Origin of the sequence: Streptomyces venetus (assembly GCF_039540295.1) — a bacterium.
Lineage (GTDB): Bacteria > Actinomycetota > Actinomycetes > Streptomycetales > Streptomycetaceae > Streptomyces > Streptomyces venetus.
Genome location: NZ_BAABET010000008.1, coordinates 348,153 through 374,578, shown reverse-complemented (window position 1 = coordinate 374,578; position 26,426 = coordinate 348,153). Strand labels below are relative to the sequence as shown.

Sequence of the window (26,426 nt, the reverse complement as noted above, 5' to 3'; positions counted from 1 at the left end):
GCCCCGGCCGGGGCACGCGGGAGCGGCCACCGGAAAACCGGTGGCCGCCCGCGGCCGCCCTTCGTACCGTCGGCCGCATGGCTGACGAGTGCTTCCGGCATCCGCGGCTCGCCGCGGTCTACGACCCGCTCGACCCCGACCGCGTCGACCTCGACCCGTATCTGCGCATGGCGCAGGAGTACGGGGCCCGCCGGGTGCTCGACATCGGCTGCGGAACCGGGACGTTCGCGCTGATGCTGGCGGAACGCGGCATCGAGACCGTCGGCGTCGATCCCGCCGCGGCGTCCCTGCGCGTCGCCCGGGGCAAGCCGGGCGGCGAGCGGGTGCGGTGGATCCACGGCGATGCGACGGCCCTCCCGCCAGTGGCCGCCGACCTCGCGACCATGACCGGCAACGCCGCCCAGGAGATCGTCGATCCCGAGGAGTGGCGCAGGACCCTGCGCGGGGCCCGTGAGGCACTGCGGCCCGGTGGCCGGCTGGTCTTCGAGACCCGGGTGCCGGCCCGCCGCGCCTGGGAAGAGTGGAACCGCGAGGCCACGTACATCGTCACGGACGTGCCGGGCGTCGGCGCGGTCGAGTACTGGGTCGACCTGCTCGATGTGAGCGGACCGCTGGTGACGTTCCGTCAGACCTATGGGTTCGCCGCGGACGGGCAGATGCTGACCTCGGAGTCGACGCTGAGGTTCCGCGAGCGGCAGGAGGTCGAGGCGGAACTGCACGCGCAGGGCTACGCGGTGGAGGACGTGCGCGACGCGCCGGACCGGCCGGGCCGGGAGTTCGTGTTCGTCGCCCGGCGGGTGGAAGCCGTCGCCGGCCGACCCTGGTAAGTGTCAGGTGTCGCAGGTGCGGTGGCGGCTCCTACGGTCGGCACAGCACGACCGAAACACTCGCCGACGACACGAAAGAGGGCTCATGAGCCGCCGATCGCTCACGACACTGCTGGCCGCCGGAGGCGCCGCCGCGGTGCTGGCGCTCCTCCCGACCTCCGCCCAGGCCGCGCCGTACTCGGGCGGCAACTACGGGGCTTACGGCATGGAGGGGCAGTATCCCACCACGTCCTTCTGCACCGGCACGTTCCGGCAGGTCGGGGCGACCAAGTACGCCGAGGGCATGGCCCTGAAGTACTTCTACTCCGACAAGTGCGGCTCGTTCGCCCGGATCGAGAACTCCCGGGCCAACTGCGCCGCGGTGCTCCAGCGTTCGAACGGCGGCGTGGGCCGCGTCGACGGCTGGGTCTCCGAGACCGTCGACCCCGGCATCACCTACGCCTACACGCAGATGGGCAACAACCTCAACGGCCGTGTCTCGCGCGCCGTGCTCTCCTGCGACGGCCACGACCTGGTCGCCACCGGCTGGTACTGAGGGGCGGCTCAGGCGCGCGCCTGACCCGCACGCCCCGCGGCGGGCCACCGGGAGACCGGTGACCCGCCGCGGGTGTGTGAACGGGTGGAGAGGACGGTGCGTCAGCAGTCCGGGACTCCGGCGATCTTTACGCCGCCCCGGATGTAGAGGTTGTTCACCCAGGCGATGTCGCTGCCGGCGAACTCCTGCACCGCCGTCCACCAGTTGTTGGTGCCGACGGCCGGATCGCGCACGGTCTGGCCCTGCGTCTGGCACACGGCGTCCGCCCACCACTGCGAACGGACCGCGAGGCGGGGGGAGTCGGTGGTGGGCTGCTGGCGCAGGTTGACGTCGGTCGCCCAGACGTAGACGTCGGTCAGGGCCGGGTCGCCGCTGTTGGCCGCGGCGGCCGGAGCGGCCTGGGCGGTGGTGGCCAGGCCGCCGACGGCGAGCGCGGCCACGGCGAGGCCCATGGCGGTACGGCTGATCAGTCGCTTCATGTGTGTCCCCCGTAGGACGACGGTGATGGTGTGGTGGGTTGTCGCGGTCGCGCCACGGTCAGCAGGTCGCCGAGGCGGGCAGGTCGCCGTACTCGTTGCCCTTGAGGTAGACGGCGCTGACGTAGCCCTCGACGAGCTTCACCCACACGTTGTTGGTGTAGCCGTGGTCGCTGATGGTCTCGCCGCGGGTCCAGCAGTAGGCGCCGCGCGGCTGCCCGGCCGCCACGGAACCGACCTTGTCGTACGAACGGGCCGGTCCGGAGCGGACGTTGACGGTCTCGTAGGGCACGACCGCGTACGGCGCGGCCATGACACGGGCGGTGCCGTCCTCGGCCGCCGAGGACGCGGCTGCGGTCCCCGCGGTGAGCGGGCCGAGCAGCGCGAGCGCCCCGGCGCCGACGAGCGCGGCCCTGGCGAAGATACGCGTGGTCATGTCGAGATCCCCCTGATGATGTGGCCGACGCTCAGAACTGTAGGGAGACCTGGGACGACACGGTCCCTGACAATTGTCAGGGTCGTGCTGAGGGTGGGGCCCTCTACGCGGGGCCGGGCGGCAGGTGGACGGTCATGATCAGATGGCAGGTTCCGTCTCCCGAGCCGCGGTAGGTGTGGGCGGTGTCGCCGTCGAACGTGGCTGTCTGCCCCGCCTCGACCGGGTACTCGGCGCCGTCGACCACGAGCACCATCTGTCCGGCGGTGACGCTGACGGTTTCGGTCACGCCGGCCTGATGGGGGTGGCTCGGATACTCCTCGCCGGGCTCCAGCGTCCAGCGCCAGACCTCGGTGGCCGCCGGGCCGCCGGTGGTCAGCATGAGCCGCGCCTCGCTGCCGCGCTCACCCTTCCACAGGGGCATGACGGCGTCGGCGCTCACCACACGGACCCGTTCCTCGGGGCGGCCTTCCAGCAGGGCGGAGACGGAAACGCCGAGAGTGTCGGCGAGGCGGACCAGCGTCGCGAAGTTCGGGTTCCCCTGGGCCTTCTCCAGCCCGACCAGAGCACCCTTGCTGACCTTGGCGCGGCGGCCGAGTTCGTCCAGGGAGAGCCCGGCGCGGGTGCGGGCCGCGCGGACGTTGTGTGCGAGCGTCCGCAGTGCCGCCTCGGCCTCGGCCATCGCTTCATCCCTTCAGGCAGTGGGTCAGTGCACTGCACCGTGCGGTCGTTCGGTTGACGACGGACGGTCGGTGCGTTGTACGGTGTGGTCGTTCCATTGATGGTAAGGGATGTACCCGTGATCGCTCCGCTGCCGGCCCCGGGCGGCTACCCGCGCGCCGCCTGACCTCGCTGCCCGCCCCAGCTCCACTCCCGGAACGGACCCTCTGATGACCCTCTTCCGTATCAGCCCCGCCGTCGCCGACGCCTTTCCCGACACTCTCATCGCCGTCGTCACCGCCACCGGGCTGCGCAGCCGCCAAACCTGGCCCGCCACCACCGCCGCCCTGGAAGACCTGGAAGCGCGACTCGCCGGCGGCGTCTGGCAGCCGGCCGACGAGAGCGACCCCCGCATCGAGGCGTGGCACGCCGCCTACCGCTCCTTCGGCACCAATCCGCGCCGCATCCGGCCCAGCGTCGACGCCCTGGGCCGGCGCCTCACCAAGAGGGGCACCCTGCCCCGGATCAACCCGGCCGTCGACTCCTACAACGCCGTCTCCGTCCGCCACGGCCTGCCCGCCGGCGCCTTCGACCTCGACCACGTCACCGGAGACGTCGAGATCCGCCACGCCGACGGCAGCGAGACCTTCACCCCGCTCGGCGAGAGCGGCACCGTCGAGAACCCCAAGCCGGGCGAGATCATCTACACCGACTCCACCGACGTGCTCACCCGGCACTGGAACCACCGCGACGCCCACCGCACCCGCGTCACCGAGGACTCCACCCACGTCGCCTTCCTCCTGGAGACCGTCGCCGCCACCCGTGACGGGCACCTGCTCAAGACCGCGGCCGACGACCTGCGGACCCTGCTCCGACCGCACTGCGACCAGAGCACCGTGCGGTACGTCAGCCCGGCCCACCCCGACACGCAGACCCGGCTCCCCGCCTGACAGCCCCTCGCTCTTCGCGCACCCTCCGGTCAGAACCAGTGCAGGCAGTGCGGGGAGCGCTCGGTGCGGAAGAGCGCGTCGGCGAGGGTGGCCGCGCCCGGGTGGTGGGCCCGGATGTGCCCGGCACGCACGAGCGTGCCCGGGGCGGTGCCGCCGAGGTAGACGGAGCCCAGGTCGCTGATGTCCAGGGACAGGTCGGGCTTCCGGTCCGTCGGGACGCAGTCGGCCTTGCCGTCCCGGACGGTCAGCAGGTAGCGCCCCTGTTCGCCGAGGAACGGGTCGTCGACGTCGAGGACGAGCTCGCCGTCCGTGAACCAGCCACGCGCGGTCAGCGCGCGCGGGACGTCCAGCAGCCGCACCCAGAGCCAGTCCATGTCCCCGCTCACCTCGCCGGCGCGGAAGTCCGCGAACCGCCAGCGCAGCGGGTGATCGGACGGGACCTGCTTGAACACGACCTGAGAGACCAGGTCGTGTCCGAGAGTGAACCGGGCCAGGGCCGTGAAGACGGCGTCGTCGGTGGCGATGGTCTCGTCGACCGTCAGGGTGCCGGACTCGATCGAGTAGCTGGCGTAACCGTCCGGAACCCCGTCGGCGTCCCGGTGGACAGCGATGTAGCGCGGCGCCGGCGATATCGGTGGCTGCCCCGCGCGCAGGGCCCACCAGCGGTGCGGCCGGGACAGCGCGCCGGGCTGGGCGCGGCGATACCGGTCGTAGACCTCTTCCAGGATCTCGCCGCACTCGGCCCGACGCAGCACCTCGACCGAGCCGTCGTCCGAGCCGGCCGCGGGTGCGCCGGCTGTCCCGCCCGCCCGGGGAACGGCGAGGGCGGCTCTGTGGCGTGGCACCTTCAGCTGCGCCGTGTAGGTGGCGGGCCCGTAGCCGAACCTGCCGTAGATCGGGGCCTCGGAGGCCAGCAGCACGGAAAGGAACTCTCCGCGGGCCCGCAGCTCGGCGAGCTGATGCCGCATCATCGCGCTGAGCACGCCCTGGCGCCGGTGCGTGGGCAGGACGCCGACGGCGGTCACCCCGGCGGCCGGGACGAGGGCCTCACCGGGCAGGGTGAGCTCGAAGGAGTGTGTGGCGGCGGTACCGACGGGCCGTCCGTCCGCCGCCACGGCGAGCAGGCAGCGGTCCGTTTCGAGCGCCGACCACCAGAGCCCGCCGCCCTCGACCGGGGTCTCCGGGAAGTATCCGAACGCGGCGTGGACCGTGTCGACGAAGACGTCGAGATCCTTGTCGGTCGTGGGACGGATCTCCATCGCTGCTGCCGCCTCCTCGGGATACCGCGCCACGACTCGTGGTGCCGGGCCACAGTGCAGCGTTGAACCATGGCAAGCGGCAAGCGAATTACGGCCGGGACAGAGGAGTCCCGGCCGGGACCGAGGAGGCTCGTCGGGGCCCGCCCGCCCGCCGCGACGCGGCCGAAAATCGCTCGACGTCACGATCGCCCGCGTCTACGATCCACCGCGCGGCATCGCGTGCCGGTCACCGACCGGGTGAGGCATGGAGGCGCCGCGGAGATGCCCGTGGAGGCATTCAACCGTGTCAGTCGAGTTCAACCACACCATCGTTCTCTCCCGCGACCGGGAGAAGTCCGCGCACTTCCTCGCGGAGATCCTGGGGCTGAAGGTCGGGGATCCGGCCGGAGTCTTCCTGCCGGTGACGACCGCCAACGGTGTCACGCTGGACTTCCTCACCGTCGACGCCGACATCCCGATGCAGCACTACGCGTTCCTCGTCTCCGAGGACGAGTTCGACGAGGCCCTCGACCGTCTCGTCGCGGCCCGTATCCCCATCCAGGCCGATCCGCACGGCAACCACCCGCGCCGGATCAACCGCAACGACGGCGGGCGAGGCGTCTACTTCCTCGACCCGGCAGGCCACGGCCTGGAGATCATCACCCGCCCGTACGGCACCGACCCCGCGTCCACGATGAACGGCGTCACGGAGGACGTGCCCGGAGCGGTCTGAGCCGACCGGGGCCGGGGGCGAGGCCGCTCCCGGCCCCCGCCGAAACAGCCGCCTGGCCGAACAGTCGCCTGGCCGAACAGCCGCCCGGGCGAAGGCCGTTGTCAGTGGCGGCTGGCAGCATCGTCGTCATGACGGATCAGACCCTTGGCTCGGGCACGCGGACCGTGTACCACGGCGAACTCCACGTGCATTACGGCCAGTTCTACGTGGAGAGCAGTGCGGACGGTCCGGGCGCGGGGGACGCGCACCCCTGTGCCGGGCAGCTCAACGGACTGTGCGGGGCCGCGATCCCCGGCCACCTCTTTCTGACCACCGGTCTGCACACGGGGCGCGTCCACCTGACCGTCGAGGTGCACACCGCGGAGCCGCCGCCGGACGAGCGGTGGGAGGAGGTCGTAGAGGTCTCCTTCCGGCCCTCCTCCACCACCGTGATGGTCCGGCCGTGGGCGGACGCGCCCCTGTGCGAGGTTCGGTCTGGCCGAGGCCGACCACCGCGTGCGCTACTGCGGACGCGACCTGGACCGGGCGCGGGACGAGGAGCTCTCCGTCCTCGAGGGCGGCGACCCCGTCGACCACTACCTGCTGCAGTTCTGGCCTGCCCCGGCGGGACCGGACCGGGTGGTCAGGCAGACCTCACGCACCGCCGAGTACTGGCACCGGCATGCCCGCAGTCTTCCGCCGCCCCCCTCACCACAGGAGGAGGCCGAGGCGGAGAGCCGTCGTCGCGAGGAGCGGGAGAGCGTGGCACGGGCGGCACGGGAGGAGGCCGAATCCCTGCTCTGGGGCGGCCGGTCGCCCAGCCCGAGCCTGCGCCGGGTCGGCGGCGACGCCCTGGAACTCGTGCAGCTGGACCGGGATCTCGCCGACGCGGTGGACGCGGCGGGCCCCGAGGCCCAGCGGAGCATGGCCCGCTGGGCCGCGCGGCAGGCCGTGGTGAAGGCCGGGCTGATCGGCGTCGACCGGATCGCGACGGCCCTGGAGTCGGTGGAGCGGGGAGAGGCCCTGCCGGAGCCGATAGACGAGCCCGGCCGCGCAGGCGAAGGGCTCTGCACCGGCCCCGGCGTTCCCGGGGCCCGGGCCGACGCGACCGGCGGGCCGCGTGTGGACGTCGCCCAGCAGGCCAAGGCGCTGACCGCCCTCCGTGCCGCGGTGGAGCCGAACCCTCTGCGAGCGGCCCTCGACGCGCTGTTCGCCGCCGCGACGACCTACGGCGGCTCCTACCCGGACCTGTTCGCGGCGGCTCGGCGGGAGATACCCGGGCTGCGCGCCGGCTGAACGGGGAGCGGGGCGGATCAGCCCGGGCCGGGACGGCCCGGTTCAGCCTCCGTCCGCCTTCAGCGGCAGCGGAGCCGGTTCGGAGCCGGTGACCGGAGCGTGCTCCCGTCGGGGGAGCAGGAGCGGAGTGGCTAGCAGCAGGCCACCGGCGAGCGCGATGGCCGTACGCGGGCCGGTCGTACTCGCCAGCAGGCCCCACAGAGCGGTCACGGCCGCGGTGGTGGCCTTGTTGGTGGCCGACCAGGCCGCCAGGGTACGGGTGACCCGGTCCGCGGGAGTCCGTTCCAGCCGGTACGTGGCGAACACCGGGTTGAACACGCCGCAGCAGGCGATCAGTCCGAACTCGACGGCCATGACCAGCACCAGTCCGGCCGTGCCGGGGCCGACGAAGGCCAACCCCAGCGACCAGCACGCCCGCAGCACCCCCGTGGCGAGCATGACGCGGTGCCGCCCGAAGCGGGTGACGAGCCCCGGTGCCAGACGTGAGCCGATCAGACCGCCGGTGCAGGGGACCGCGAAGGCGAGCGCGTACTGCCACGGCTCGAAGCGCAGACGGTCGACCATCAGCACCAGGAGGGGCGGTGAGGCCGCCATGATCAGGGCGTTGTTCAGGACCGTGTTGAAGAACAAGGGGCGCAGCCCCGGATCGGCGAGGATGAACCGCCATCCGTCGAGCAGGTCGCCCGCCCGGGGCCGGATCCCGGTGGAAACGGGCCGCCCAGGGCGCTTGTCGTCGCCGCCGATCGCCCGGATCCCGAGCGCCGAGAGCAGATAGCTCACCGCGTCGGCCACCACGGTGGTCACCGGCCCGAACAGCCCGATCGCCGCCCCGCCCAGCGGCGGCCCGACCATGCTGGCCGTCCAGTTCGTCGCCTCGAACCGCCCGTTCGCGACGAGCAGGTCCCGCCCCGGCACCAGTTCCTTCAGGAACGCCCCGGCCGCGGCGTTGAAGGTGATGTCGGCGGCCGCGACCGCCACCGACACCAGCAGCAGCTGACCGAAGCTCAGCCGGCCGAGCGCGAAGGCCACCGGGACGCTCAGCAGCGCCACGCACCGGAGCAGGTCCGCCGCGATCATCACGGGCCGTTCGCGGTGGCCCTCCACCCACGGCCCCAGCGGCACCGACACCACCGCGCCGACCGCCGGCCCGGTCGCCGCCAGCAGCGACACCTGCGTGGGCCCGGCGTCCAGCACCAGCACCGCGATCAGCGCGAACGCGTCGAACGCCAGCCACGTGCCCGCCGTGCTGACCGCGTAGGCGCCCCACAGCCACCCGAACCGCCGCCCCAACGGCCCTCCGCCCGCCATGCCCGGCGCACACTCCCAGCTCTCGCGGACAACCCCGTGTTGACCGGGAGCCATCCAAGCGAGGACCGGGCCGAGCGGGCAAACAACCGTCCGTCGCCCTCCCCACAACCGGCCGTTGTGTCACGGCGCCAGGGGGCGGTCCCACCGCGGTGGAGTCCGAAAGAACCGCCTCAGCGCTGGTACAGCCCGACCAGCGTCCCGTCCGCGAGGCGGCGCTTCTCGACCTCCTCGTGCACCTGCTTCGCGGCGGGCGCGTCGGGCAGGACGCACGGTTCGGACAGGGCGTAGAGCCGGAAGAAGTAGTGGTGCGCGTCGTCACCCGGCGGGGGATGGGGGCCGCCCCAGCCGTGCTGCCCGTAGCCGTTGACGAGTTCCGTGCCGCCCGGTGGGCAGTGCCCGGCCTCGACGCCGTCGCTGTGCGGGTCGATGCCGACCACGACCCAGTGCGCGAAGGTGCCCGACGGGGCGTCGGGGTCCTCGCAGAGCAGCACCAGTTCGGTCGCGTCGTCCGGTACGCCGCTCCAGGTCAGCGGCGGAGAGACGTTCGGTCCCTCGTACGAGTACCGGCGCGCGATGAAGGAATGGTCGTTGAACGCGTCGCTGCGCAGGTCGATGCCGGTCATACCGCCCGGAGTACCCCCGCCGCACCCGGACATGCGGTTCGGGCCCGACCGCCTCGGGTACCCGGAAGCCCTCCGGAGCGAGCCGGAACGAAGGTGGGGGAGGGAGGAACCCGACGTGTCTCCCCTGGCAGAGGGCTCCGCGGCACAGGTCCGCGAGGACCGCCGCGCCCCCGGCCGCACCGCACGGCTGCGCAGCCGCATCCCCGAACCCGACGAGGAGCCCGACCTGCTCGGGCAGTACCTCGCGCAGATCGGCGCGACGCCGTTGCTCACCGCGGAGGACGAGGTACGGCTGGCCCGGCGGATGGAAGCCGGCGTGCGGGCGCTGGAGGAACTGGACCGGTCCGACATCGGTGACCACGGGCTCGCGCCCGGTCGGCGCGGTGAACTGGAGGAGACCGTCCGCGACGGGCAGGCGGCCAAGGACCACATGGTCAGGGCCAACCTCCGGCTCGTGGTCTCGATGGCCAGACGGCACGCCCACCGCGGGCTGCCCCTGCTGGACGTCATCCAGGAGGGCAACCTGGGACTGATCAGGGCCGTGGAGAAGTTCGACCACACCAAGGGCTTCAAGTTCTCCACGTACGCGACCTGGTGGATCCGCCAGTCGATCGAGCGGGGCCTGGCCGCGCACGCGCGCACCGTACGGCTGCCGATGCAGGTCGTGGAGCAGCTCCAGAAGATCGCCAAGGTCGAACGGCGCCTGCGACTCGACCTGGGACGCGAACCGAGCGTCGCGGAGGTGGCCCGGGAGAGCGGCCTCGCCGAGGACCGGATCGGCTGGCTGCGCCGGGTCGGCCGGCAGGCCGTCAGCCTGGACACCCCCGTCGACGACACCGGTGAGACCGTCGTCGGCGACCTGATCCCCGACACCGAGGTGCTCCAGGCCCCGGAGGTCGCCGAGTACACGGCACTCGCCGAGGAACTCCGCGAGGCGGTCGGCACCCTGGAGCCCCGGGAAGCCATGATCCTCAGCCTGCGCTACGGCCTCCACGACGGTCACACCCGTACCCGCGACGAGGTCGCCCGCCGCGTCGGCCTGACCCGCGAGCGGGTACGGCAACTGGAGAAGGCGTCACTCGCCCGGCTGCGGGAGCCGGAGCACCGGGAGCGGCTGCTGGACTGGGCGAGCTGACCCCCGGCCGCCGGTGCGGCGGGGGCGAACGCCGCACAGCCGGTCAAGCGCCCGTCAGCGCCAGCGAACCGTCCGGTTCCAGCGTCACCCCCGCCCCGCAGCTGATCCGGTCGAGCGTCGTGCACAGCCACACCCGGTCCGCCCGGGACGCGGGCTCCAGGCGCAGCCGCCGCGCCCGCAGCGGCACCATGCGCAGCCCCGCCAGCCGTCCGCTGTCCGCGGCGAGCGACACGAGGAACGCGAGCCGCAGGTCGTCGCGGTACTCCTCGTATCCGGAGATGCCCTCGTAGTCGTCGACGAAGTCGCCGCATCCGTAAAGGATCAGCCGCTCCCGGTACACCTCCAGCGGGCGGGGGTGGTGCGAGGAGTGACCGTGGACGACGTCGACACCGCCGTCCACCAGGGCGTGCGCGAAGCGGACCTGCTCACGGGGCACGTGGAACCCCCAGTTCGACCCCCAGTGCACGGAGACGACGGTCAGGTCACCGGCCCGGCCGGCCTGCTGGAGGTGCCGCACCACGGCGTCGGCCGCGTCACGCGAGAGGTCGGGCAGATACGCCACACCGGGCCGCTCCGCCGTCGCCGCCCAGCCGGACGGGATGCCGCTGGAGCGTGCCCCGAGGGCGAGCACCAGCAGCCGGCGCCCACCGGAGAGGGGGACCACGGCGGGGGCGAACGCATGGTCGGCGTCGCGTCCGGCACCCACCGCGCGCAGACCCGCCCGGGCCAGCGCGTCCAGCGTCTCCAGCAGGCCCGACCGCCCGAAGTCCAGGACGTGGTTGTTGGCGAGGACGGTCACGTCGGGCCGCGCCACCGCCAGGGCCGGCAGATTGGCCGGGTGCATCCGGTAGTGGATCTCCTTGTCCGGGGCGAACGTGTCGCCGGAGGTCACCGACGTCTCCAGGTTCACGATCCGCGCGTCCGGGGCGGCCTCCTCCAGCACCCGCAGCGCCCCGCCCCACGGCCAGGACGGGTCGACGGGCGCGGGCACCGGGCCGTGCAGCGACTCCGCCAGCCTGACGTAGGACCGCGCGTCCTCGACGTACGCCTCCCGCAGTGCCGGATCACCGGGGTGCGCCAGGATCTGGTCGACACCGCGCCCGAGCATCACGTCACCGCACAGGAACAGCGTCACGACGCCGCCGCCCACATCTCCACGGTAGGCGCACCGGGGCGGCCAGGATCAGGCGTCCACCCGTACGGCGCACGACCAGCCGTAGGGATCCGGCCCGATCCGCAGCTCGTCCCACGCCACCGCCCTCGGGACGGCCCCGGTGATCACCACGTCCGCCACTCCGGTCACCGCCAGCCGTACGTCGAGCCCGCCGTCGGCCTCGTCCGCCTCGACGTCCACGGGCACCTGGCCGTACGCCTCCAGCCGGAAGATGACCTCGTCCAGGAGGGAGGCGAGCAGGTCGTCGTCACTCGCCTCCGCCAGCCACACCTGGTCCACGGCGGTGGGACGCACTCCGCTGACGTCGGCGAAGCACTCCACCATCGCGAGGACGGCCTCCGCCAGGCAGTGCTCCCGGCACGCCGCCCACGCCTCGATCCGGATGTCGCCCGGATGCGGCACCGCCCGGTGCCCGCAATCGCCCGCCTGCCGTACCTGCCCGTCGTCGTCCGTGTCACCGCCCATCCACCACGCCTTCCCGAGGCCGGCCCACCCATGCAGGGCCCGCTTCCGGAGGGGTCCGTCAGACGGGCTCGTCCGCGAGGTACGGCGGCGCGGGGTCGTACTGGATCTGGCGCCGCACGGCACGCGCGTGGTCCCGGCCGTGCAGCCGGCCGACGAGCCAGAGCGCGCTGTCGATCCCGGCCGAGACACCCTGGCTGGTGATCAGACCGCCGTCGACCACGTAGCGCACGTCCCGGACCACCGTCACATCGCCCCGCGCCTCCAGGGCGTCCTCCTGGCTCCAGTGCGTGGCCACCCGGCGCCCCCGGGCGGGCCCCGCCGCGTGCAGCAGGAACGTGCCGGTGCACACGCCGTGCACCCACGCGGCGCGCTTCGCCGTCCTCCCGATCCAGTCGGTGACCACGGTGTTGTGCAACTGGGTCTCGCGCGCTCCCAGCCCGCCCGGCACGTGCAGCACGTCGAGGGGCGGATGGTCGTCGAGGCAGTGGTCGGGCAGCACGCGCAGGCCCTTGTTGCAGCGCACCGGGCCGGGATGCTCGGCGACGAGCACGGCCGTGTCCGCGTCGCCGCGGAGCCGGGCGGAGATGGTGAAGACCTCCCAGGGGCCGACGAAGTCGAGCTCCTCGGCGTCCTCGAAGACCAGCAGGCCGTAGGTGGTCATGTGTTGCTTCCTTTCTCTGCCGGAGATGCCGCTGCGGGTGCTGCCGCGGGAGGCTCGGCGTCGGGCAACCGCGCCGTGGAGCGGAACCTGGCGCGGTACTCCGACGGCGCGACGCCGAGCCGGCGGTGGAACGTGCGGCGCAGGGTCTCCGCCGTGGCGAAGCCGTAGCGGCGGGCGATGGCCTCGACCGGTTCGTCCCCCTCGGTGAGGGCGCGCTGCGCCGCCTCGACGCGCACCCGCTCGACGTACGCGGCCGGCGGCACGCCCAGTTCCGCCGTGAAGCGGCGCTGGAGGTGACGAGGGCTCAGCCCGGCATGCGCGGCGAGGCCGGCGATGTCGTGCCGGGCGCCCGGATCGGCGTGGATCGCGGTGACGGCTGCCCGCACCGGGTCCGTCGCCGGCTGCCGCGACCACAGCGCCTGACTGAACTGGGACTGGCCGCCCGGCCGGCGCAGGAACAGCACCAGCCGGCGGGCCACCGCGTGCGCGACGTCCCGGCCCAGGTCGTCCTCCACCAGGGCGAGCGCCAGATCCATACCGGCCGTCACCCCGGCCGACGTCCACACCCGCCCGTCCCGGACGAAGATCGGGTCGCAGTCCACCCGCACCCCGGGATGCTCCCGGGCCAACTGCTCCTCCCGCGCCCAGTGCGTGGTGACCCGCCGCCCGTCCAGCAGCCCCGCGGCCGCCAGCAGGAACACCCCGCTGCACACCGAGGCGACCCGCCGGGCCCCGGCCGCAGCGGCGGCGATCCAGGACACCAGTGCCGTGTCCTCGCGGGCCCGGTCGACGCCCCGGCCGCCGACCACCACGAGGGTGTCGATCCCGGCCGGGTCCAGGTCCGCCACGCCGTGTGCGGCGTGCACGAGCAGCCCGCTGACCGACCCGACCGGACCCGCCCGGGGCGCCACGACCTCACAGGCGTAGTCCCCGCCCGCGCTGTGGAACACCTCGTGCGGACCGGTGAGGTCGAGCGGCTGGAAACCGTCGAAGACGACGAAGACGATGCGGCGCGATGTCACCCCCTCACGCTCCTCCGGCCGGCCACATGGCGTCAACGACACGCACCCCACGGATCGCGCCATACGGGCCGCGGGACGCCTCCCGTGGCGTGGGCGGGCGACCGGAGGTACGAAGGGAACCGGGGGAGAGGAGGCCTTTCGATGAACTCCCGGACCGTCACCGTGCGGGCGGCCGGCGCCGCGCTCACCGGCGATCTGACCGTGCCGCCGGCCGCTCGCGCGGTCGTGCTGTTCGCGCACGGCAGCGGCAGTTCCCGGCACAGTCCCCGCAACCGCGAGGTCGCCGCCGGTCTGCGCACCGCCGGGCTCGGCACCCTGCTGATCGACCTGCTCACCGAGGACGAGGAACGACTGGACCTGCGCACCGCTGAACTCCGCTTCGACATCCCCCTGCTGGGCCGCCGCCTGACGGCCGCCGTCGACTGGCTGGCACAGTCGCCCGGCACCCGAGAACTGCCCGTCGTCCTGTTCGGCGCCAGCACCGGCGCGGGCGCCGCCCTGGTGGCCGCCGCCGAACGCCCCGACCGGGTACGGGCGGTGGTCTCGCGCGGCGGACGGCCCGACCTCGCGGGCGCAGCCCTGGACGCCGTCCGGGCCCCGGTGCTGCTGATCGTGGGCGGCCGGGACCAGCACGTACTGCGGCTCAACAAGGAGGCCGCGCGGCGGCTGCACACCCCGCACAGCCTCCTCGTGGTGCCCGGCGCCACCCACCTGTTCGAAGAGCCGGGCGCGCTCGGCCAGGTCACCGAGGCGGCCCGGCAGTGGTGCGACGAGCAGCTGAAGACCGCGGCGGGCTGACGGCCGCCGTGCGGGAAGCGGAGGTGACCGTCATGCAGTTCCGTGATCGCCGGCAGGCCGGCGGACGGCTGGCCGAAGTTCTGCGCACCCGGCAGGGCGAGGGGGCCCTGCCCGATCCCCTCGTCCTCGCCCTCCCGCGCGGTGGGGTCGCCGTGGGGCGCGAGGTCGCCCGGGTCCTGGACGCCCCGCTCGACGTGCTGGTCGTACGGAAGATCGGGGCGCCCTTCCAGGAGGAGCTCGGCGTCGGCGCGATGGCCGGGGACGAGGTGCCGCTCCTCGACGAGGACGCCCTGCGGCACCTGGGCATCGGGGAGGCCGCCCTGGCCCCCGTCATCGAACGGGAACGCGCGGAACTGCGCCGCCGCGAGCGCCTCTACCGGGAGGGCCGCCCCGCCCCCGACCTGCGCGGACACACCGTGATCGTGGTCGACGACGGCCTGGCGACCGGCTCCACGGCCCGGGCCGCGCTGCGCTACGTACGCCGCCAGGCGCCCGCACGGGTGGTGCTGGCCGCGCCGGTGTGCTCCCCGGAGGCGGCCGAGCTGATGCGAGCCGAGGCCGACGAGGTGATCTGCCTGCACCGGCCGACCGCGTTCATGGCCGTGGGCCTGTGGTACGAGAACTTCGAACAGCTGACGGACCGGGACGTCCTGGAGGCGCTCCACGTGCAGCTTTGACCCGTTGTTCACTCGACAGGAGTGGCGGAAATCAGGCAGGAGGCCGAGGAGGCGGCGGGGCGGACGGCCGAGTCCGGCCAGTCGCTCAGACGACGCCCTCCTCGCGCAGCGCCGCCACCTCCTCCTCGGTGCGGCCCAGCTCGCCGAGGATCGACTCGGTGTGCTCGCCCACCGCCGGCACGGGATCCATGCGTGCCGGCAGCCCCGCCAGGTCCGCCGGCGGGAGCAGCGCCTCCACGGTGGCGCCGGGCACCGCGACCTCACTCCAGCGGCCGCGGGCGGCCAGCACCGGGTGGTCCAGGAAGGCGGCGACGTCGTTGACCCCGGCGCAGGCGATACCGATGGCCTCCAGGTCCTTGAGGATCTCGTCGGACCCGGAGCGGGCGAAGCGGGCTGCGACGACGGTGTTGAGCTCCTCGCGGTGGGCGACGCGGTCGGAACCGGTGGCGAAACGCGGGTCGTCGACCAGCTCCGGCCGGCCGAGGAACTCGGTGCACAGGGCCGCCCACTCCCGCTCGTTCTGGATGGAGAACAGCACCTCCTTGCCGTCGGCGGCGGGGTACGTCCCGTACGGAGCGATGGTGGCGTGCTGGGTGCCGATGCGCGGAGGCTGGGTGCCGCCGTGCCGGGTGTAGTAGGCGGGCTGGCCCATCCACTCCGCGAGCGCCTCGAACAGGGACACCTCCACCGGGTGGGCCTCGCCGGTGACGGCACGGGTGTAGAGGGCCGTGAGGACACCGCTGTACGCGTACATGCCCGCGGCGATGTCGGCCACGGAGATCCCGGCCCGGGCGGTCTCCTCCGGGGTTCCCGTCAGGGACACCAGCCCCGTCTGGCACTGCACGAGCAGGTCGTACGCCTTGCGGTCGGCCCAGGGGCCGGTCGTGCCCCAGCCGGATATCGTGCACGGGATCAGACCGGGGCGGCGGCCGGTGACGGTGGCGGCGTCCAGCCCGAGCCGTCCGGCGGCGCCCGGGGCGAGGTTCTGCACGAAGACGTCGGCGCCGTCGAGGAGTTCGTGCAGGATCTCGCGTCCCCGCGGGTCCTTCAGGTCCAGCGTGAGGGACTCCTTGGAGCGGTTCAGCCACACGAAATAGCTGGAGTGGCCGTGCACGGTCGTGTCGTAGCGCCGGGCGAAGTCGCCGCCGCCCGGCCGCTCCACCTTGATCACGCGGGCGCCGAGGTCGGCGAGCTGCCGGGTGGCGTAGGGCGCGGCCACGGCCTGCTCCAGGCTGACCACCGTGACCCCGGACAGGGGATACCGCTGCACGCTCATGCCTCAAGCTCCTGAACCTCGTACGGACCGCGCCCGGACAGTGTCTCCCAGGGGTACGGCCACGGCCCGGCACAGGGGGCCGCTACGGACGGGCGAGGTGCCGCATGGCCAGGGCCAGTTGCAGCCGCAGCCGCCCCTGCGGGGTGCGCACCGACCAGCCGAGCAGGTGCTCGGCGTGGGCCAGCCGGTCCTGGAGCGTGGAGTGGTGGATGCTGATCCCGGCGGCGGCCGCCCGCAGACTCCCCGTGGACGCGACGGCGTGCAGCGTCTCCGACAGCCAGGGCGTGGTCGCCGCGGCGGTCTCCAGGGCCCGCACGTCGGGCGGCGGTTCGGCGCCCGGTGCGACGAGGTCGGCGAGGAGGGCGATGCCGCCCAGCTCGTCGGCGTGCACGATGCGCGGCCCGGGGTCCTGCGGGGTGCCCTCGGCGGTGAACCGCAGCGCGGTACGGGCGGCGGCCCACGACGCGGGCAACTCCAGCACCGGGACGGCGGGGCCGACGCCGAGCCGTCCGTCCGGGTCGGGCGCCGTCCCGTCGGGTACGACCCGAGGCCGGTCGTTCAGCGCCGCGAGGGCCCGGGCCGGGGCCGAGGGGTCCAGGCCGAGGCGACGGGCGGCGTGCAGCCGGGCCGGTTCCGGGGCCGTGGCATCGAGCAGGGTCTTCACCAGGGCGGGGTCGTCGGCCGGCGCCCGGCCCCGGGTGCGGTCCAGCACGACCCGGAGGGCACGGGCGGCCCGTTCGAGAATCACGGCGTCGACGACGCTGGGGGCGATGCCCCCGTGGCCGGCGCCGTCCACACCGGGCACTGTGCGGAGATGGGCGGTGGCGTCTGAGCCGGGGGGTGCCGGGGTTGGGTCGGTGGCGTGAACGCCGAAGGGGGTGAGGGGTCGGTCGGTGTCCGGGCCGGGGGGTGTGAGGGTTCGGTCGGTGGGCCCCTTGCCGGGGGTCGGCTGGACACGGTCGGTGACGTCCCCAGGGGCTACCCGTGGTCGGTCGGTGGCGTCCGGGTCGAGGGCTGTGAGGGTTCGGTCGGTGGGCCCCTTGCCGGAGGTCGGCTGGACACGGTCGGTGACGTCCCCAGGGGCTACCCGTGGTCGGTCGGTGGCGTCCGGGTCGAGGGCTGTGAGGGTTCGGCCGTCGGGCCCCTTGCCGGAGGGCGGCTGGACACGGTCGGTGACGTCCCCGGAGGCCACCTGGGTTCGGTCGGTGTCGGCGTCGGGAGCTGTCCGGGTTCGGTCGGTGGCGTCCGCGCCGGGGGCCGTCAGGGATCGGGTGGTGTTCCCCGGGCCGGGGCCCGGCTCGTCCCCGCCGGGCCCGGTCCCGGCCCGGGGCGCCTCGGCCACGCCTGCGCCACGGGCCCGGGCGCGTACCGGGTCCGTCCCGCCGGGCGCCGTCCCCGCTCGCTCCAGCCACAGGATCGCGGCACCGTCCGGGGCCAGACGCGCGGAAGGCCACGTCGGGTCCGGCGGCACCTCGGTGTCACGCCGGGTGCCGTCGGTCTCCACCCGGACGTGGACGCGCCGCTCGGGGTCCACCAGCCGAGCGGGGCAGCCGGCCAGTACGGCGGCACCGCGAACGAGTGCTTCCACGCCGGCCCTGGACTCGGTCAGGCGGTCGAAATAGGCGATGACCCGGACCGCTGCCCCGGCATCCGGATCGAGCGCGGTCAGGCGCCCGGCCAGCTCTTTCATAGGCCCATGGTGCGGCACGGGGCCGCTTTCGCGGCAGGAATCCGCCGGGCTCGTCCGTCCGGCAAGGCCCCCGCCGTCACTCGCCCAGCAGTCTCCGCAGCCAGTCCAGATGCGCCGCCCGCGCCGACTGGGAGAGCGCCGCCTGGGGTGCGAAGCCGTCGAAGCCGTGGAAACCGCCGGGCCAGACGTGCAGTTCGGCCATGCCACCCGCCTGCCAGATGCGCGAGGCGTAGGCGACGACCTCGTCGCGGAACGTCTCCGCGGAGCCGACGTCGAGGAAGGCCGGGGGCAGCCCGGACAGGTCCTCGGCGCGGGCCGGCGCCGCGTACGCCGGTACGTCGGGCCCGCCGCGCCGTTCGCCCAGCAGCGCGGTCCAGCCGGTCTCGTTGGCGGTGCGGTCCCACACGCCGAGACCGGCCATCTGGTACGTCGACGGCGTGTCGTTGCGGTCGTCCAGCATCGGGCACATCAGGACCTGCCCGATCGGCTGCGGCCCCTTGCGGTCCCGGGTGAGCAGCGTCAGGGCCGCGCACAGCCCGCCGCCCGCGCTGGCCCCCGCGACGACGATCCGCTCGGGGTCGGCCCCGAGCTCGGCGGCGTGGTCGGCCGTCCACAGCAGCCCGGCGTACACGTCCTCGATCGGCGCGGGATACGGATGCTCCGGGGCCAGCCGGTACTCCACCGACACCACGACCGCGTCCAGTTCCTCGGCCCAGGCCAGCGGCCCGTCGACGCCGGCCCGGTTGTCCCCGAGGACCATGCCGCCGCCGTGCACGTGGTAGATGAGCGGCCGCGCCCCGGAGGTCGCCGGAGCCGTCGGCCGGCAGATCAGCAGCGAGATGTCGGGCTCACCCTGCGGCCCGGGCACCTGCCGGTCCTCCACCTCGAACGCGCCGCCCCTCGTCAGGTCCTGCTCGGCCAGCAACTGGATGCCCGCGCCCTCGCGTATCGCGTCGATCTCGTCCAGGGCGAGACCAGGACTGATCACGTCCTTGATCAGTTCGAGGGCTGCGGCGAGTTCGGGGTCGAACGGGGGCGGAACGTGCGTCATGGCGTCTCCTCACGCGAGGTCGCGGCGGCTCGTACGGCCATGCTCGGTCCCGCCGCCCGGGCCCGGGCGGCGCCGTCCGGCGGAACCTCCCCGCCGTACGGCGGGTGGCGCTCCGGCGGCGTGCGGGGCCACCGCGGTGAGCCCGGCGACCAGCCCACCCACCCCGAGCCGGCCGAAGCGGCCGTACGCGCGCGTGCCCGCCACGAGCCGACGGCGCCAAGATACGCGCCCGGCAGGGACACGGCGGTGAGCCGGCTACGCCGCTCGGGGCGCAGCGCACGGCATCCAGGGAAGCCCCATGGCGGGTGCCTGACGGCGGGCCGGCCGGGCGTCAAGCACAGCTTCGCCGCGGGGCAGCGCGTTCTGTCCCACACCACCAGCAGCGGCGCGTGCTTCACGTGAGCCGGGCGCGCTCCGGACGGATCTCCCGGGCCCGCTGCCCGATGTCCGCCCGATCAGCCGCGACCCGCCGTGCCCTGTCCCGCCGTTCCCGACCCCGCCGGAGCGGATGCCGGACGGCTGCGCGAGACCACGCGCGTGCCGCGGTCGTCGACGATCCGGACCTGGAGCGAACCGCAGCCGCAGCGCGTCCACTCCGTGCGGCCTGTCGCGGTGGTGTGCCGGGACAGCACCTGGAACGGTTCGCCTCCGTCGGGCCAGCCGCAGTGCGGGCAGACGGTGCGGGTGGTGCTGGTCATCTCTCGGACTCCTCGTCCCTCGTGGCTGGTCGACCGTCGCGACACAGCCAGGGTGCGTCGGAGTCTCACTACACGTCCAGGTTGACTTTGTGGACGCCATTGTGAAGCGTGGTCTTCATGATTGACCTGCGCCGGCTGCATGTCCTCAGGGCGGTCGCCCACTACGGCACGGTCACCGCGGCCGCCCGTGCCCTGCACTTCACCCCGTCCGCCGCCTCTCAGCAGATCCGGCAGCTCGCGCGTGACCTGGGCGTCGACCTGCTGGAGCCGCAAGGGCGTGGGATCCGGCTCACGCCTGCCGCCGAGAGCCTGCTCGCGCACGCCGACGCGATCCAGGCCCGCTGGGACCAGGCGGAGCTCGACCTGAGGGCCGACCACGGGGCGCCCTCCGGGGTGCTGCGCGTGACCGGTTTCCCGGTGGCCGTCTCGGTGCTGCTGGCGCCGATGGCGGCCCGGCTGGGGGAGCGGCACCCGCGGCTGTCCGTACGGATCACCGAGGCCGGGGTGCCGGAGAGCTTCGACCTCCTCTTCGAGGGCGAGACCGACCTGGCGATCGTCGAGTCCACCCCGCGCAACCCGCCGCTGAGCGACACGCGGTTCGACCAGCAGCCGCTGCTCGACGACCCGTTCGACCTGGTCGTTCCCGACGGGCACCGGCTGGCCGGACGAGCCCGGGTCGACCTCGCCGAGGCGGCCCACGAGCCGTGGATCGCCCCGGTCGAGGAGAGCCCCTGCCGCCCGCACGTCCTGTCCGCCTGCGGCGCGGCCGGGTTCACCCCCGACGTCGTCCACCACGCCCTCGACTGGAACGTCACCGCCCACCTCGTCGCCCACCGGCTGGGCGTCGCCCTCATCCCCCGCCTCGCCCACCTGACCCCACATCTGCCGATCACGCGCGTCCGCTGCGCCGGCAACCCCCACCGCAAACTCCTCACCTGCACCCGGGGCGCCGGCCACGCCCGCCCAGCGGTGACAGCGGCCCTCCGCGAGCTACGAGACCTGGCCCCCACCACGGTCGCCTGACCCCCGCGAGCCCCACGGCCGATCGCACCCCGCCCGGCCGCTCACCCGCACCCGCGCCCGCAGGTCAGCCGGTCAGCCGGTCACCGCCCGGGCGCCCCAACCCGCAGGGCGTCCATGACGAAGTCGAGGAGACGGGTGGCGCGTGGCCGCCAGTCGGTGTGGGGGTCGATCGTCCAGAGGCCGCCGATGGTGAGGAAGAGGTCGTCCGAGGTGACCCCCGGGCGGATGGTGCCCGCCTCCTCGGCGGCGCGGAGCAGGAGTTCGGCCGCCTCGGTCACCGGGGTGTGTCCCGGCTTCGCGGGCCCTCCCGGCGCGCTGGTGGCCTGGCGGATCGCGTCGGCCAGACCGGCCTTGGTCATGGCGAACTGCGCCAGACGGTCCATCCACTCGCGCAGCGCCCGATCGGGTTCCCGCTGCTCGAGCAGCGGCGCCGCCGTGTCGGCGACCTGCTGCATCTCGTGGCGGTAGATCTCCAGGACGAGGGCCTCACGGCTGGGGAAGTGGCGGTAGAAGGTCCCCTGTCCGACCCCCGCCTTCTTGGCGATCGCGCTGAGCGGGGCGTCCGCCGAGCGCGTCAGTTCGACCAGTGCCACTTCCAGGATGCGCTCGCGGTTGCGTTGCGCGTCCGAGCGCAGAGGAGCGTCCTTCTTCTGCGGCACTCGTCCTCCTCGCGGTTCCTGGCCGAAACCCGGCTCTTGTTAAGCGGACAGCTGTCCGCTACGTTACCGGGTAACGGACAACTGTCCGCTTGGCTCCATCGTATCGGCGGACCGTCCGCGGGGACAGCCCCGCGGCCCGGACCACGGCCCACCTGCCCCGCACCCGCGCCGTTGGCCGCCGGCATCACCACCCGCGGACCCGCCACCTGATCTTGTGACGTGAGAAAGAAGGCTTCCATGCCCCCATCGACGTCCAGCGACCTCACCCTGTCCGTCAACGGCGAGAAGTACACGCTGACCGTCGACCACCGCACCACCCTGCTCGACGCCCTGCGCGAGCGCCTCGATCTGACCGGTACGAAGAAGGGGTGCGACCAGGGCCAGTGCGGTGCCTGCACGGTCCTGGTCGACGGCCGCCGGTCGGTGTCCTGCCTTCAGCTCGCCGTGGCCGCCGAGGGGCGTGAGATCACCACCATCGAGGGCGTGGCCGAGGGGGAGCGGTTGCACCCGGTGCAGCAGGCGTTCCTCGACCTGGACGGCTTCCAGTGCGGTTACTGCACGCCGGGACAGATCTGCTCGGCGATCGCGGTGATCGAGGAGCACGCGGCCGGCTGGCCCAGCGCCGCGACCGGCGACGTACGGCCCGAGGCGGGACCGCCGCCGCTCACCCCGGAGGAGATACGGGAGCGCATGAGCGGCAATCTGTGCCGCTGCGGCGCGTACGTGTCGATCGTCCAGGCCGTGGCCCGGGCCGCCGAGGAGAAGGGTGCGGTGGCATGAAGGAGTTCGGCTACCAGCGGGCGTACGACGTCTCCGGCGCGGTCGCGCTGCTCGACGGCGACGGGGAAGCCCGTTTCCTGGGCGGCGGCACCAACCTGGTCGACCTGATGAAGACCGGTGTCGAACGGCCCGCCCGCCTGGTCGACGTCCGCGAACTGCCCCTGAACCACATCGAAGCGACCGAGGACGGCGGACTGCGCATCGGGGCGACCGTCACCAACAGCGACCTCGCCGCGCACCCCGAAGTCCGGCGCCGCTTCCCGGCGTTGGCGCAGGCCGTGCTGGCCGGTGCGTCCGGGCAGCTGCGCAACATGGCCACCGTCGGCGGCAACCTGCTCCAGCGCACCCGCTGCGGCTACTTCGCCGACGTCACCTCCCCCTGCAACAAGCGCGACCCCGGCAGCGGCTGCCCCGCGATCGAGGGCGAACACCACAACCACGCCATCCTGGGGGCCTCCGACCACTGCGTGGCCACCCACCCGTCCGACATGGGCGTGGCACTGACCGCCTTCGACGCGCGCGTGTCGTACGAGACGGCGGACGGGCCGGGCGAGTTGCCGCTGGCCGACTTCTACCTGCCGGTGGGGGAGACCCCGCACCTGGAGACCGCCCTGCCGCCGGGCGCGCTGATCACCGGCGTCACCCTGCCGCCCGCCCCGGTCGCGGCCGGCTCCCGCTACCGCAAGGTGCGCGAGCGGGCCTCGTACGCCTTCGCCATCGGCTCGATCGCCGCCGCGCTCGACGTCCGGGACGGCGTCGTGCACGACGTGCGCCTGGCCTTCGGAGCGGTCGCCTCCCGCCCCTGGCGGGCCCGTACGGCCGAGAGTGTGCTGGCCGGCGCCCCGGCCGACGCCGAGACCTTCGCGGCCGCCGCGGACGTCGAACTGGCGGCCGCCAGGCCCCTGCCCCACAACGGATACAAGGTGAACCTGATGCGCAACCTCGTCGTGGCCGTGCTCAGCGAACTCGCCGAGGAGGCCGCCCGATGACCACCGCCACCCGAGGTTCCATAGGCACCGCCCACACCCGGGTCGAGGGCCGCGACAAGGTCACCGGCGCGGCCCGGTACGCCGCCGAGATCCCCTTCGCCGAACTCGCCCATGGCTGGCTGGTGCTGTCCACCGTCGCCCGTGGGCGCGTCCGGTCCGTCGAGAGCGATGCCGTGCTCGCCATGCCCGGTGTCCTCGCCGTGCTGCACCACGGCAACGCCCCACGCGTCGACACCGACTACGTCGGCATGATGGGCATGTCGCCGGACCCGACCATCGCCCTCTTCCAGCGGGACCTGGTGGCCCACCGGGGCTGGCCGGTGGCGCTGGTCGTCGCCGAGACGTCCGAACAGGCCCGGGAGGCCGCCGAGTCCCTGGTGGTGCACTACGACCAGGAGCCGCACGACGTCGCGTTCTCCGCCGAGCGGCAGTCCGAGGCGTACGCGCTGGACGGCCATATGCCGGGGGTGGTCGAGAAGGGCGATCTGGAGGACCGTCTCGCGGCGTCCGCCGTCGTGCTGGACGCGGAGTACACCACTCCGGAGGAGTACCACAACCCGATGGAGCCGCACGCGGCGACGGCTCGGTGGGAAGGCGGCCGGCTCGAGGTCGTCGACTCCAACCAGGGCACCACCTGGGTCGCCGGCGAGCTCGCGAACCTGTTCTCCCTCGACCCGGCGTCCGTGCGGGTACGGTCCGAGCACATCGGCGGTGGCTTCGGCAGCAAGGGTGTCCGGGCGCACCAGGTGGCCGCCGTGATGGCCGCGACCGTTCTGCAGCGGCCGGTCAGGGTCGTCATGACCCGCCGGCAGATGTTCTCGCTCGGCGGCTACCGCAGCCCCACGGCCCAGCGGGTCAGGCTCGGCGCCGACGCGGACGGGCGGCTGCGCGTTCTGGAGCACCAGTCGCTGAACCAGACCTCGTCCGTGCACGAGTTCGTCGAGCCGAGCGCCGCGGCGGCACGTTCGATGTACGGCGCCGAAGCCCACCACACGGCCAGCCGGATCGTGCGGCTCGACGTACCGACCCCGACGTGGATGCGCGCACCGGGGGAGGCGCCCGGTTCGTTCGCGCTGGAGTCGGCGTTCGACGAACTCGCCGAGCGGTGCGGCATCGACCCGATCGAGCTGCGCCTGCGCAACGAGCCCGAGGTGGGCCCGGTGTCCGGGCTGCCGTTCAGCAGCCGCAACCTGGCCGCCTGCTTCCAGGAGGGCGCCCGCAGGTTCGGCTGGGCGGACCGGGACCCGCGTCCCGGTGTGCGCCGGGAAGGGCGCTGGCTGCTCGGCACGGGCACCGCCGCCGCCTCCTTCCCCGCGGGAGCCATGCCCTCCTCGGCGGCCGTCACCGCCGAGGCGGACGGCACCTTCACGGTGCGGATCAACGCCGCGGACATCGGCACCGGAGCCAGGACGGCACTCACCGTGGTCGCCGCCGACGCGCTGGAGGTGCCGACGGACCGGGTGCGGGTGCGGATCGGGGACAGCGACCTCGGGCCGGCGATGTTCGCCGGCGGCTCGATGGGCACCCGCTCCTGGGCGTGGGCCGTCACGACCGCCGCCGCCGAGCTGCGCCAGAGCCTCGCGCCGGGCGCCGACATCCCGCCGGAGGGCATCACCGTACGGTCGAACACGGCCGAGGCCATCGGCGCCCTCGCCCAGAAGGAACGGCACTCCTTCGGGGCCCAGTTCGCCGAGGTCGCCGTCGACCCCGCCACCGGCGAGGTCCGGGTACGCCGCATGCTGGGCATCTTCGCGGCCGGCCGGATCGTGAACCCGCTCACCGCCCGCAACCAGCTCGTCGGCGGCATGATCTGGGGCATCTCCATGGCCCTGCACGAGGAAGCCGTCCGCGACCACACCTCCGGCGGCGTCTACGGCGCCGACCTCGCGGGCTACCACGTGGCGGCGCACGCCGACATACCGCACATCGAGGCCGACTGGGTCGACGACCCCGACCCGGACGACCCGGTCGGCATCAAGGGCATCGGCGAGATCGGCATCGTGGGAGCCGCGGCGGCGGTCGCCAACGCGGTGTGGCACGCGACGGGCGTACGGCACCGGCACCTGCCGATCCGGCCCGACCGGGTGCTGATGGCGGGCGGCGATGCTTGACCTGGCCGGACAACTGCACGCATGGATCGAGGAGGGCCGGGAGTTCGCCGTCGCCACGGTCGTCGCCGTCGGCGGCAGCGCCCCGCGCCCGCCCGGCGCCGCGCTGGCCGTCGACAGCGAGGGCACGGTGATCGGATCGGTCTCCGGCGGCTGTGTGGAAGGAGCCGTCTACGACCTGTGCCTCCAGGCCCTCCAGGACGGCGAGCCGCTGGTCGAGCGGTTCGGCTACAGCGACGAGGACGCCTTCGCGGTCGGACTGACCTGCGGCGGAACCATCGACGTCATGGTCACTCCCTACGACGCCTCGCAGACACCCCAGGCGGCCGCGCTGTCGGCCGCCGCCCACGGGGAGCCGGTGGCGCTCGCCCGGGTGGTCCGGGGGCCCGACGAGTTGCTCGGCCGGGCGGTGCTCGTCCGTCCCGACGGCTCGCACGAGGGAGGTCTCGGCGGTCACCGCGAACTGGACCGCACGGTGACCGACCAGGCCCGTGCCCTGCTGGACGCCGGCCGCACCCGTACGGTCGAGCTCTCCGAGGACGGCTCGCACTGCCCGGGCGGTCTCACCCTGCTGGTCGAGTCGGCCGTCCCGGCGCCGCGCATGATCGTCTTCGGCGCGATCGACTTCGCCTCGGCGCTCGTCCGGGTGGGCAAGTTCCTCGGCTACCACGTCACCGTGTGCGACGCCCGTCCCGTCTTCGCCACCCGGGCCCGCTTCCCCGAGGCCGACGACATCGTCGTCGACTGGCCGCACCGCTACCTGAGGGGGACGGAGACCGACCGGCGCACGGTGCTGTGTGTGCTCACCCACGACGCCAAGTTCGACGTGCCGCTGTTGACCGAGGCCCTGCGGCTGCCGGTCGCCTACGTCGGCGCCATGGGCTCGCGTCGCACCCACGAGGACCGTGACCGGCGGTTGCGGGAAGCGGGTGTGAGCGAGCGCGAGCTGGCCCGGCTGCGGTCACCGATCGGCCTCGATCTGGGGGCCCGTACGCCCGAGGAGACGGCGGTGTCCATCGCGGCGGAGATCATCGCGGCACGGCACGGAGGTACGGGGCATCCGCTCACCGGCTCCGGCAGACCGATCCACCGTGCCGGACGGGTGGCCGGTCAGCTGCCCCAGGCCGTCTGAGCGGCCCGTCGCGCCGACGCCACGCCAGGC

General features: G+C 73.7%; 29 protein-coding genes and 1 pseudogene. 13 read left to right on the top strand and 17 right to left on the bottom strand.

Annotation, left to right across the window (positions count from 1 at the left end; genetic code table 11):
• Positions 1–77: 77 nt before the first annotated feature.
• Together ABEA82_RS26895 and ABEA82_RS26890 are read left to right on the top strand one after the other, a co-directional pair.
• A complete protein-coding gene (locus ABEA82_RS26895; protein WP_345664244.1) occupies positions 78–827 on the top strand; it encodes a class I SAM-dependent methyltransferase in 750 nt (249 codons plus the stop codon).
• A gap of 85 nt (positions 828–912) precedes the next feature.
• A complete protein-coding gene (locus tag ABEA82_RS26890; RefSeq protein ID WP_345664243.1) occupies positions 913–1,362 on the top strand; it encodes a hypothetical protein in 450 nt (149 codons plus the stop codon).
• Positions 1,363–1,463: 101 nt separating this feature from the next.
• Here ABEA82_RS26890 and ABEA82_RS26885 read toward each other — a convergent pair whose 3' ends face one another.
• The 3 genes from ABEA82_RS26885 to ABEA82_RS26875 form a co-directional block, all read right to left on the bottom strand.
• A complete protein-coding gene (locus tag ABEA82_RS26885; RefSeq protein ID WP_345664242.1) occupies positions 1,464–1,841 on the bottom strand; it encodes a peptidase M23 in 378 nt (125 codons plus the stop codon).
• 58 nt (positions 1,842–1,899) lie between these two features.
• Complete coding sequence (locus ABEA82_RS26880; protein WP_345664241.1) at positions 1,900–2,274, bottom strand: SH3 domain-containing protein; 375 nt, start codon at positions 2,272–2,274, stop codon at positions 1,900–1,902.
• Positions 2,275–2,377: 103 nt separating this feature from the next.
• Positions 2,378–2,953, bottom strand: coding sequence for a helix-turn-helix domain-containing protein (locus ABEA82_RS26875; RefSeq protein ID WP_345664240.1), 576 nt, complete (start codon positions 2,951–2,953; stop codon positions 2,378–2,380).
• A gap of 208 nt (positions 2,954–3,161) precedes the next feature.
• On the opposite strand from ABEA82_RS26875, the gene ABEA82_RS26870 reads away from it, so the two are divergent.
• The gene (locus ABEA82_RS26870) at positions 3,162–3,881 is read left to right on the top strand and encodes a B3/B4 domain-containing protein (protein WP_345664239.1); all 720 of its coding nucleotides are present in this window, start codon (positions 3,162–3,164) and stop codon (positions 3,879–3,881) included.
• Between the two features lie 29 nt (positions 3,882–3,910).
• On the opposite strand, the gene ABEA82_RS26865 is transcribed toward ABEA82_RS26870, so the two are convergent.
• A complete protein-coding gene (locus tag ABEA82_RS26865; RefSeq protein WP_345664238.1) occupies positions 3,911–5,140 on the bottom strand; it encodes a GNAT family N-acetyltransferase in 1,230 nt (409 codons plus the stop codon).
• Positions 5,141–5,423: 283 nt separating this feature from the next.
• Between ABEA82_RS26865 and ABEA82_RS26860 the strand changes: the two genes are divergently transcribed.
• Positions 5,424–5,852 (top strand): VOC family protein, encoded by a 429-nt coding sequence (locus tag ABEA82_RS26860; RefSeq protein WP_345664237.1) that lies wholly within the window; start codon positions 5,424–5,426, stop codon positions 5,850–5,852.
• A 495-nt stretch (positions 5,853–6,347) separates the two neighbouring features.
• Complete coding sequence (locus ABEA82_RS26855) at positions 6,348–7,127, top strand: hypothetical protein (protein ID WP_345664236.1); 780 nt, start codon at positions 6,348–6,350, stop codon at positions 7,125–7,127.
• 42 nt (positions 7,128–7,169) lie between these two features.
• Here ABEA82_RS26855 and ABEA82_RS26850 read toward each other — a convergent pair whose 3' ends face one another.
• Both ABEA82_RS26850 and ABEA82_RS26845 read right to left on the bottom strand, forming a co-directional pair.
• On the bottom strand, positions 7,170–8,435 hold the full coding sequence (locus ABEA82_RS26850) for an MFS transporter (protein WP_345664235.1): 1,266 nt from the start codon (positions 8,433–8,435) through the stop codon (positions 7,170–7,172).
• Positions 8,436–8,605: 170 nt separating this feature from the next.
• Positions 8,606–9,058: a YbhB/YbcL family Raf kinase inhibitor-like protein gene (locus ABEA82_RS26845; protein WP_345664234.1), complete on the bottom strand. Its 453-nt coding sequence runs from the start codon at positions 9,056–9,058 to the stop codon at positions 8,606–8,608.
• 115 nt (positions 9,059–9,173) lie between these two features.
• Between ABEA82_RS26845 and ABEA82_RS26840 the strand changes: the two genes are divergently transcribed.
• On the top strand, positions 9,174–10,193 hold the full coding sequence (locus ABEA82_RS26840) for a sigma-70 family RNA polymerase sigma factor (protein ID WP_345664233.1): 1,020 nt from the start codon (positions 9,174–9,176) through the stop codon (positions 10,191–10,193).
• Between the two features lie 43 nt (positions 10,194–10,236).
• Here ABEA82_RS26840 and ABEA82_RS26835 read toward each other — a convergent pair whose 3' ends face one another.
• From ABEA82_RS26835 to ABEA82_RS26820, 4 genes are read right to left on the bottom strand one after another with little or no spacing between them, the layout of a single operon-like run.
• Positions 10,237–11,343 (bottom strand): CapA family protein, encoded by a 1,107-nt coding sequence (locus tag ABEA82_RS26835; protein WP_345664232.1) that lies wholly within the window; start codon positions 11,341–11,343, stop codon positions 10,237–10,239.
• Between the two features lie 33 nt (positions 11,344–11,376).
• Entirely contained in the window at positions 11,377–11,832 is a 456-nt protein-coding gene (locus tag ABEA82_RS26830) for an archease (RefSeq protein WP_345664231.1), read from the bottom strand.
• A 58-nt stretch (positions 11,833–11,890) separates the two neighbouring features.
• Entirely contained in the window at positions 11,891–12,493 is a 603-nt protein-coding gene (locus ABEA82_RS26825; RefSeq protein WP_345664230.1) for a DJ-1/PfpI family protein, read from the bottom strand.
• Entirely contained in the window at positions 12,490–13,515 is a 1,026-nt protein-coding gene (locus tag ABEA82_RS26820) for a GlxA family transcriptional regulator (RefSeq protein ID WP_345664229.1), read from the bottom strand. The genes ABEA82_RS26825 and ABEA82_RS26820 overlap by 4 nt, the downstream gene beginning before the upstream one ends.
• 141 nt (positions 13,516–13,656) lie before the next feature.
• On the opposite strand from ABEA82_RS26820, the gene ABEA82_RS26815 reads away from it, so the two are divergent.
• Positions 13,657–14,313, top strand: a complete 657-nt coding sequence (locus ABEA82_RS26815) for a dienelactone hydrolase family protein (protein ID WP_345664228.1) — start codon at positions 13,657–13,659, stop codon at positions 14,311–14,313.
• Positions 14,314–14,345: 32 nt separating this feature from the next.
• Positions 14,346–14,990 carry a phosphoribosyltransferase gene (locus tag ABEA82_RS26810; protein WP_345664227.1) on the top strand — a complete coding sequence of 215 codons (645 nt, stop codon included), beginning with the start codon at positions 14,346–14,348 and terminating at the stop codon, positions 14,988–14,990.
• Between the two features lie 85 nt (positions 14,991–15,075).
• On the opposite strand, the gene ABEA82_RS26805 is transcribed toward ABEA82_RS26810, so the two are convergent.
• The 6 genes and pseudogenes from ABEA82_RS26805 to ABEA82_RS26780 form a co-directional block, all read right to left on the bottom strand.
• Positions 15,076–16,266 carry a CaiB/BaiF CoA transferase family protein gene (locus ABEA82_RS26805; RefSeq protein ID WP_345664226.1) on the bottom strand — a complete coding sequence of 397 codons (1,191 nt, stop codon included), beginning with the start codon at positions 16,264–16,266 and terminating at the stop codon, positions 15,076–15,078.
• A gap of 82 nt (positions 16,267–16,348) precedes the next feature.
• The gene (locus ABEA82_RS38730; protein WP_425588561.1) at positions 16,349–17,458 is read right to left on the bottom strand and encodes a PucR family transcriptional regulator; all 1,110 of its coding nucleotides are present in this window, start codon (positions 17,456–17,458) and stop codon (positions 16,349–16,351) included.
• A 153-nt stretch (positions 17,459–17,611) separates the two neighbouring features.
• Positions 17,612–17,956 (bottom strand): annotated as a pseudogene (locus tag ABEA82_RS26795) (helix-turn-helix domain-containing protein); the annotation flags it as partial.
• Positions 17,957–18,032: 76 nt separating this feature from the next.
• Positions 18,033–19,007, bottom strand: a complete 975-nt coding sequence (locus ABEA82_RS26790; protein WP_345664225.1) for an alpha/beta hydrolase — start codon at positions 19,005–19,007, stop codon at positions 18,033–18,035.
• Between the two features lie 9 nt (positions 19,008–19,016).
• A complete protein-coding gene (locus ABEA82_RS26785; protein ID WP_345664224.1) occupies positions 19,017–19,211 on the bottom strand; it encodes a hypothetical protein in 195 nt (64 codons plus the stop codon).
• A gap of 251 nt (positions 19,212–19,462) precedes the next feature.
• Positions 19,463–19,705 (bottom strand): hypothetical protein, encoded by a 243-nt coding sequence (locus ABEA82_RS26780; RefSeq protein WP_345664223.1) that lies wholly within the window; start codon positions 19,703–19,705, stop codon positions 19,463–19,465.
• 117 nt (positions 19,706–19,822) lie between these two features.
• Here ABEA82_RS26780 and ABEA82_RS26775 point away from each other — a divergent pair, with 117 nt between their 5' ends.
• The gene (locus ABEA82_RS26775) at positions 19,823–20,728 is read left to right on the top strand and encodes a LysR family transcriptional regulator (protein ID WP_345664222.1); all 906 of its coding nucleotides are present in this window, start codon (positions 19,823–19,825) and stop codon (positions 20,726–20,728) included.
• Between the two features lie 80 nt (positions 20,729–20,808).
• Here the strand turns inward: ABEA82_RS26775 and ABEA82_RS26770 are convergent, their stop codons facing one another.
• Positions 20,809–21,387, bottom strand: a complete 579-nt coding sequence (locus ABEA82_RS26770) for a TetR/AcrR family transcriptional regulator (protein WP_345664221.1) — start codon at positions 21,385–21,387, stop codon at positions 20,809–20,811.
• A 237-nt stretch (positions 21,388–21,624) separates the two neighbouring features.
• Between ABEA82_RS26770 and ABEA82_RS26765 the strand changes: the two genes are divergently transcribed.
• From ABEA82_RS26765 to ABEA82_RS26750, 4 genes are read left to right on the top strand one after another with little or no spacing between them, the layout of a single operon-like run.
• On the top strand, positions 21,625–22,167 hold the full coding sequence (locus tag ABEA82_RS26765) for a (2Fe-2S)-binding protein (protein WP_345664220.1): 543 nt from the start codon (positions 21,625–21,627) through the stop codon (positions 22,165–22,167).
• On the top strand, positions 22,164–23,156 hold the full coding sequence (locus ABEA82_RS26760) for an FAD binding domain-containing protein (protein WP_345664219.1): 993 nt from the start codon (positions 22,164–22,166) through the stop codon (positions 23,154–23,156). Before ABEA82_RS26765 ends, ABEA82_RS26760 begins: the two co-directional genes overlap by 4 nt.
• Positions 23,153–25,267 (top strand): xanthine dehydrogenase family protein molybdopterin-binding subunit, encoded by a 2,115-nt coding sequence (locus tag ABEA82_RS26755; RefSeq protein ID WP_345664218.1) that lies wholly within the window; start codon positions 23,153–23,155, stop codon positions 25,265–25,267. Before ABEA82_RS26760 ends, ABEA82_RS26755 begins: the two co-directional genes overlap by 4 nt.
• On the top strand, positions 25,260–26,396 hold the full coding sequence (locus ABEA82_RS26750; RefSeq protein WP_345664217.1) for an XdhC family protein: 1,137 nt from the start codon (positions 25,260–25,262) through the stop codon (positions 26,394–26,396). The genes ABEA82_RS26755 and ABEA82_RS26750 overlap by 8 nt, the downstream gene beginning before the upstream one ends.
• Positions 26,397–26,426: the final 30 nt, after the last annotated feature.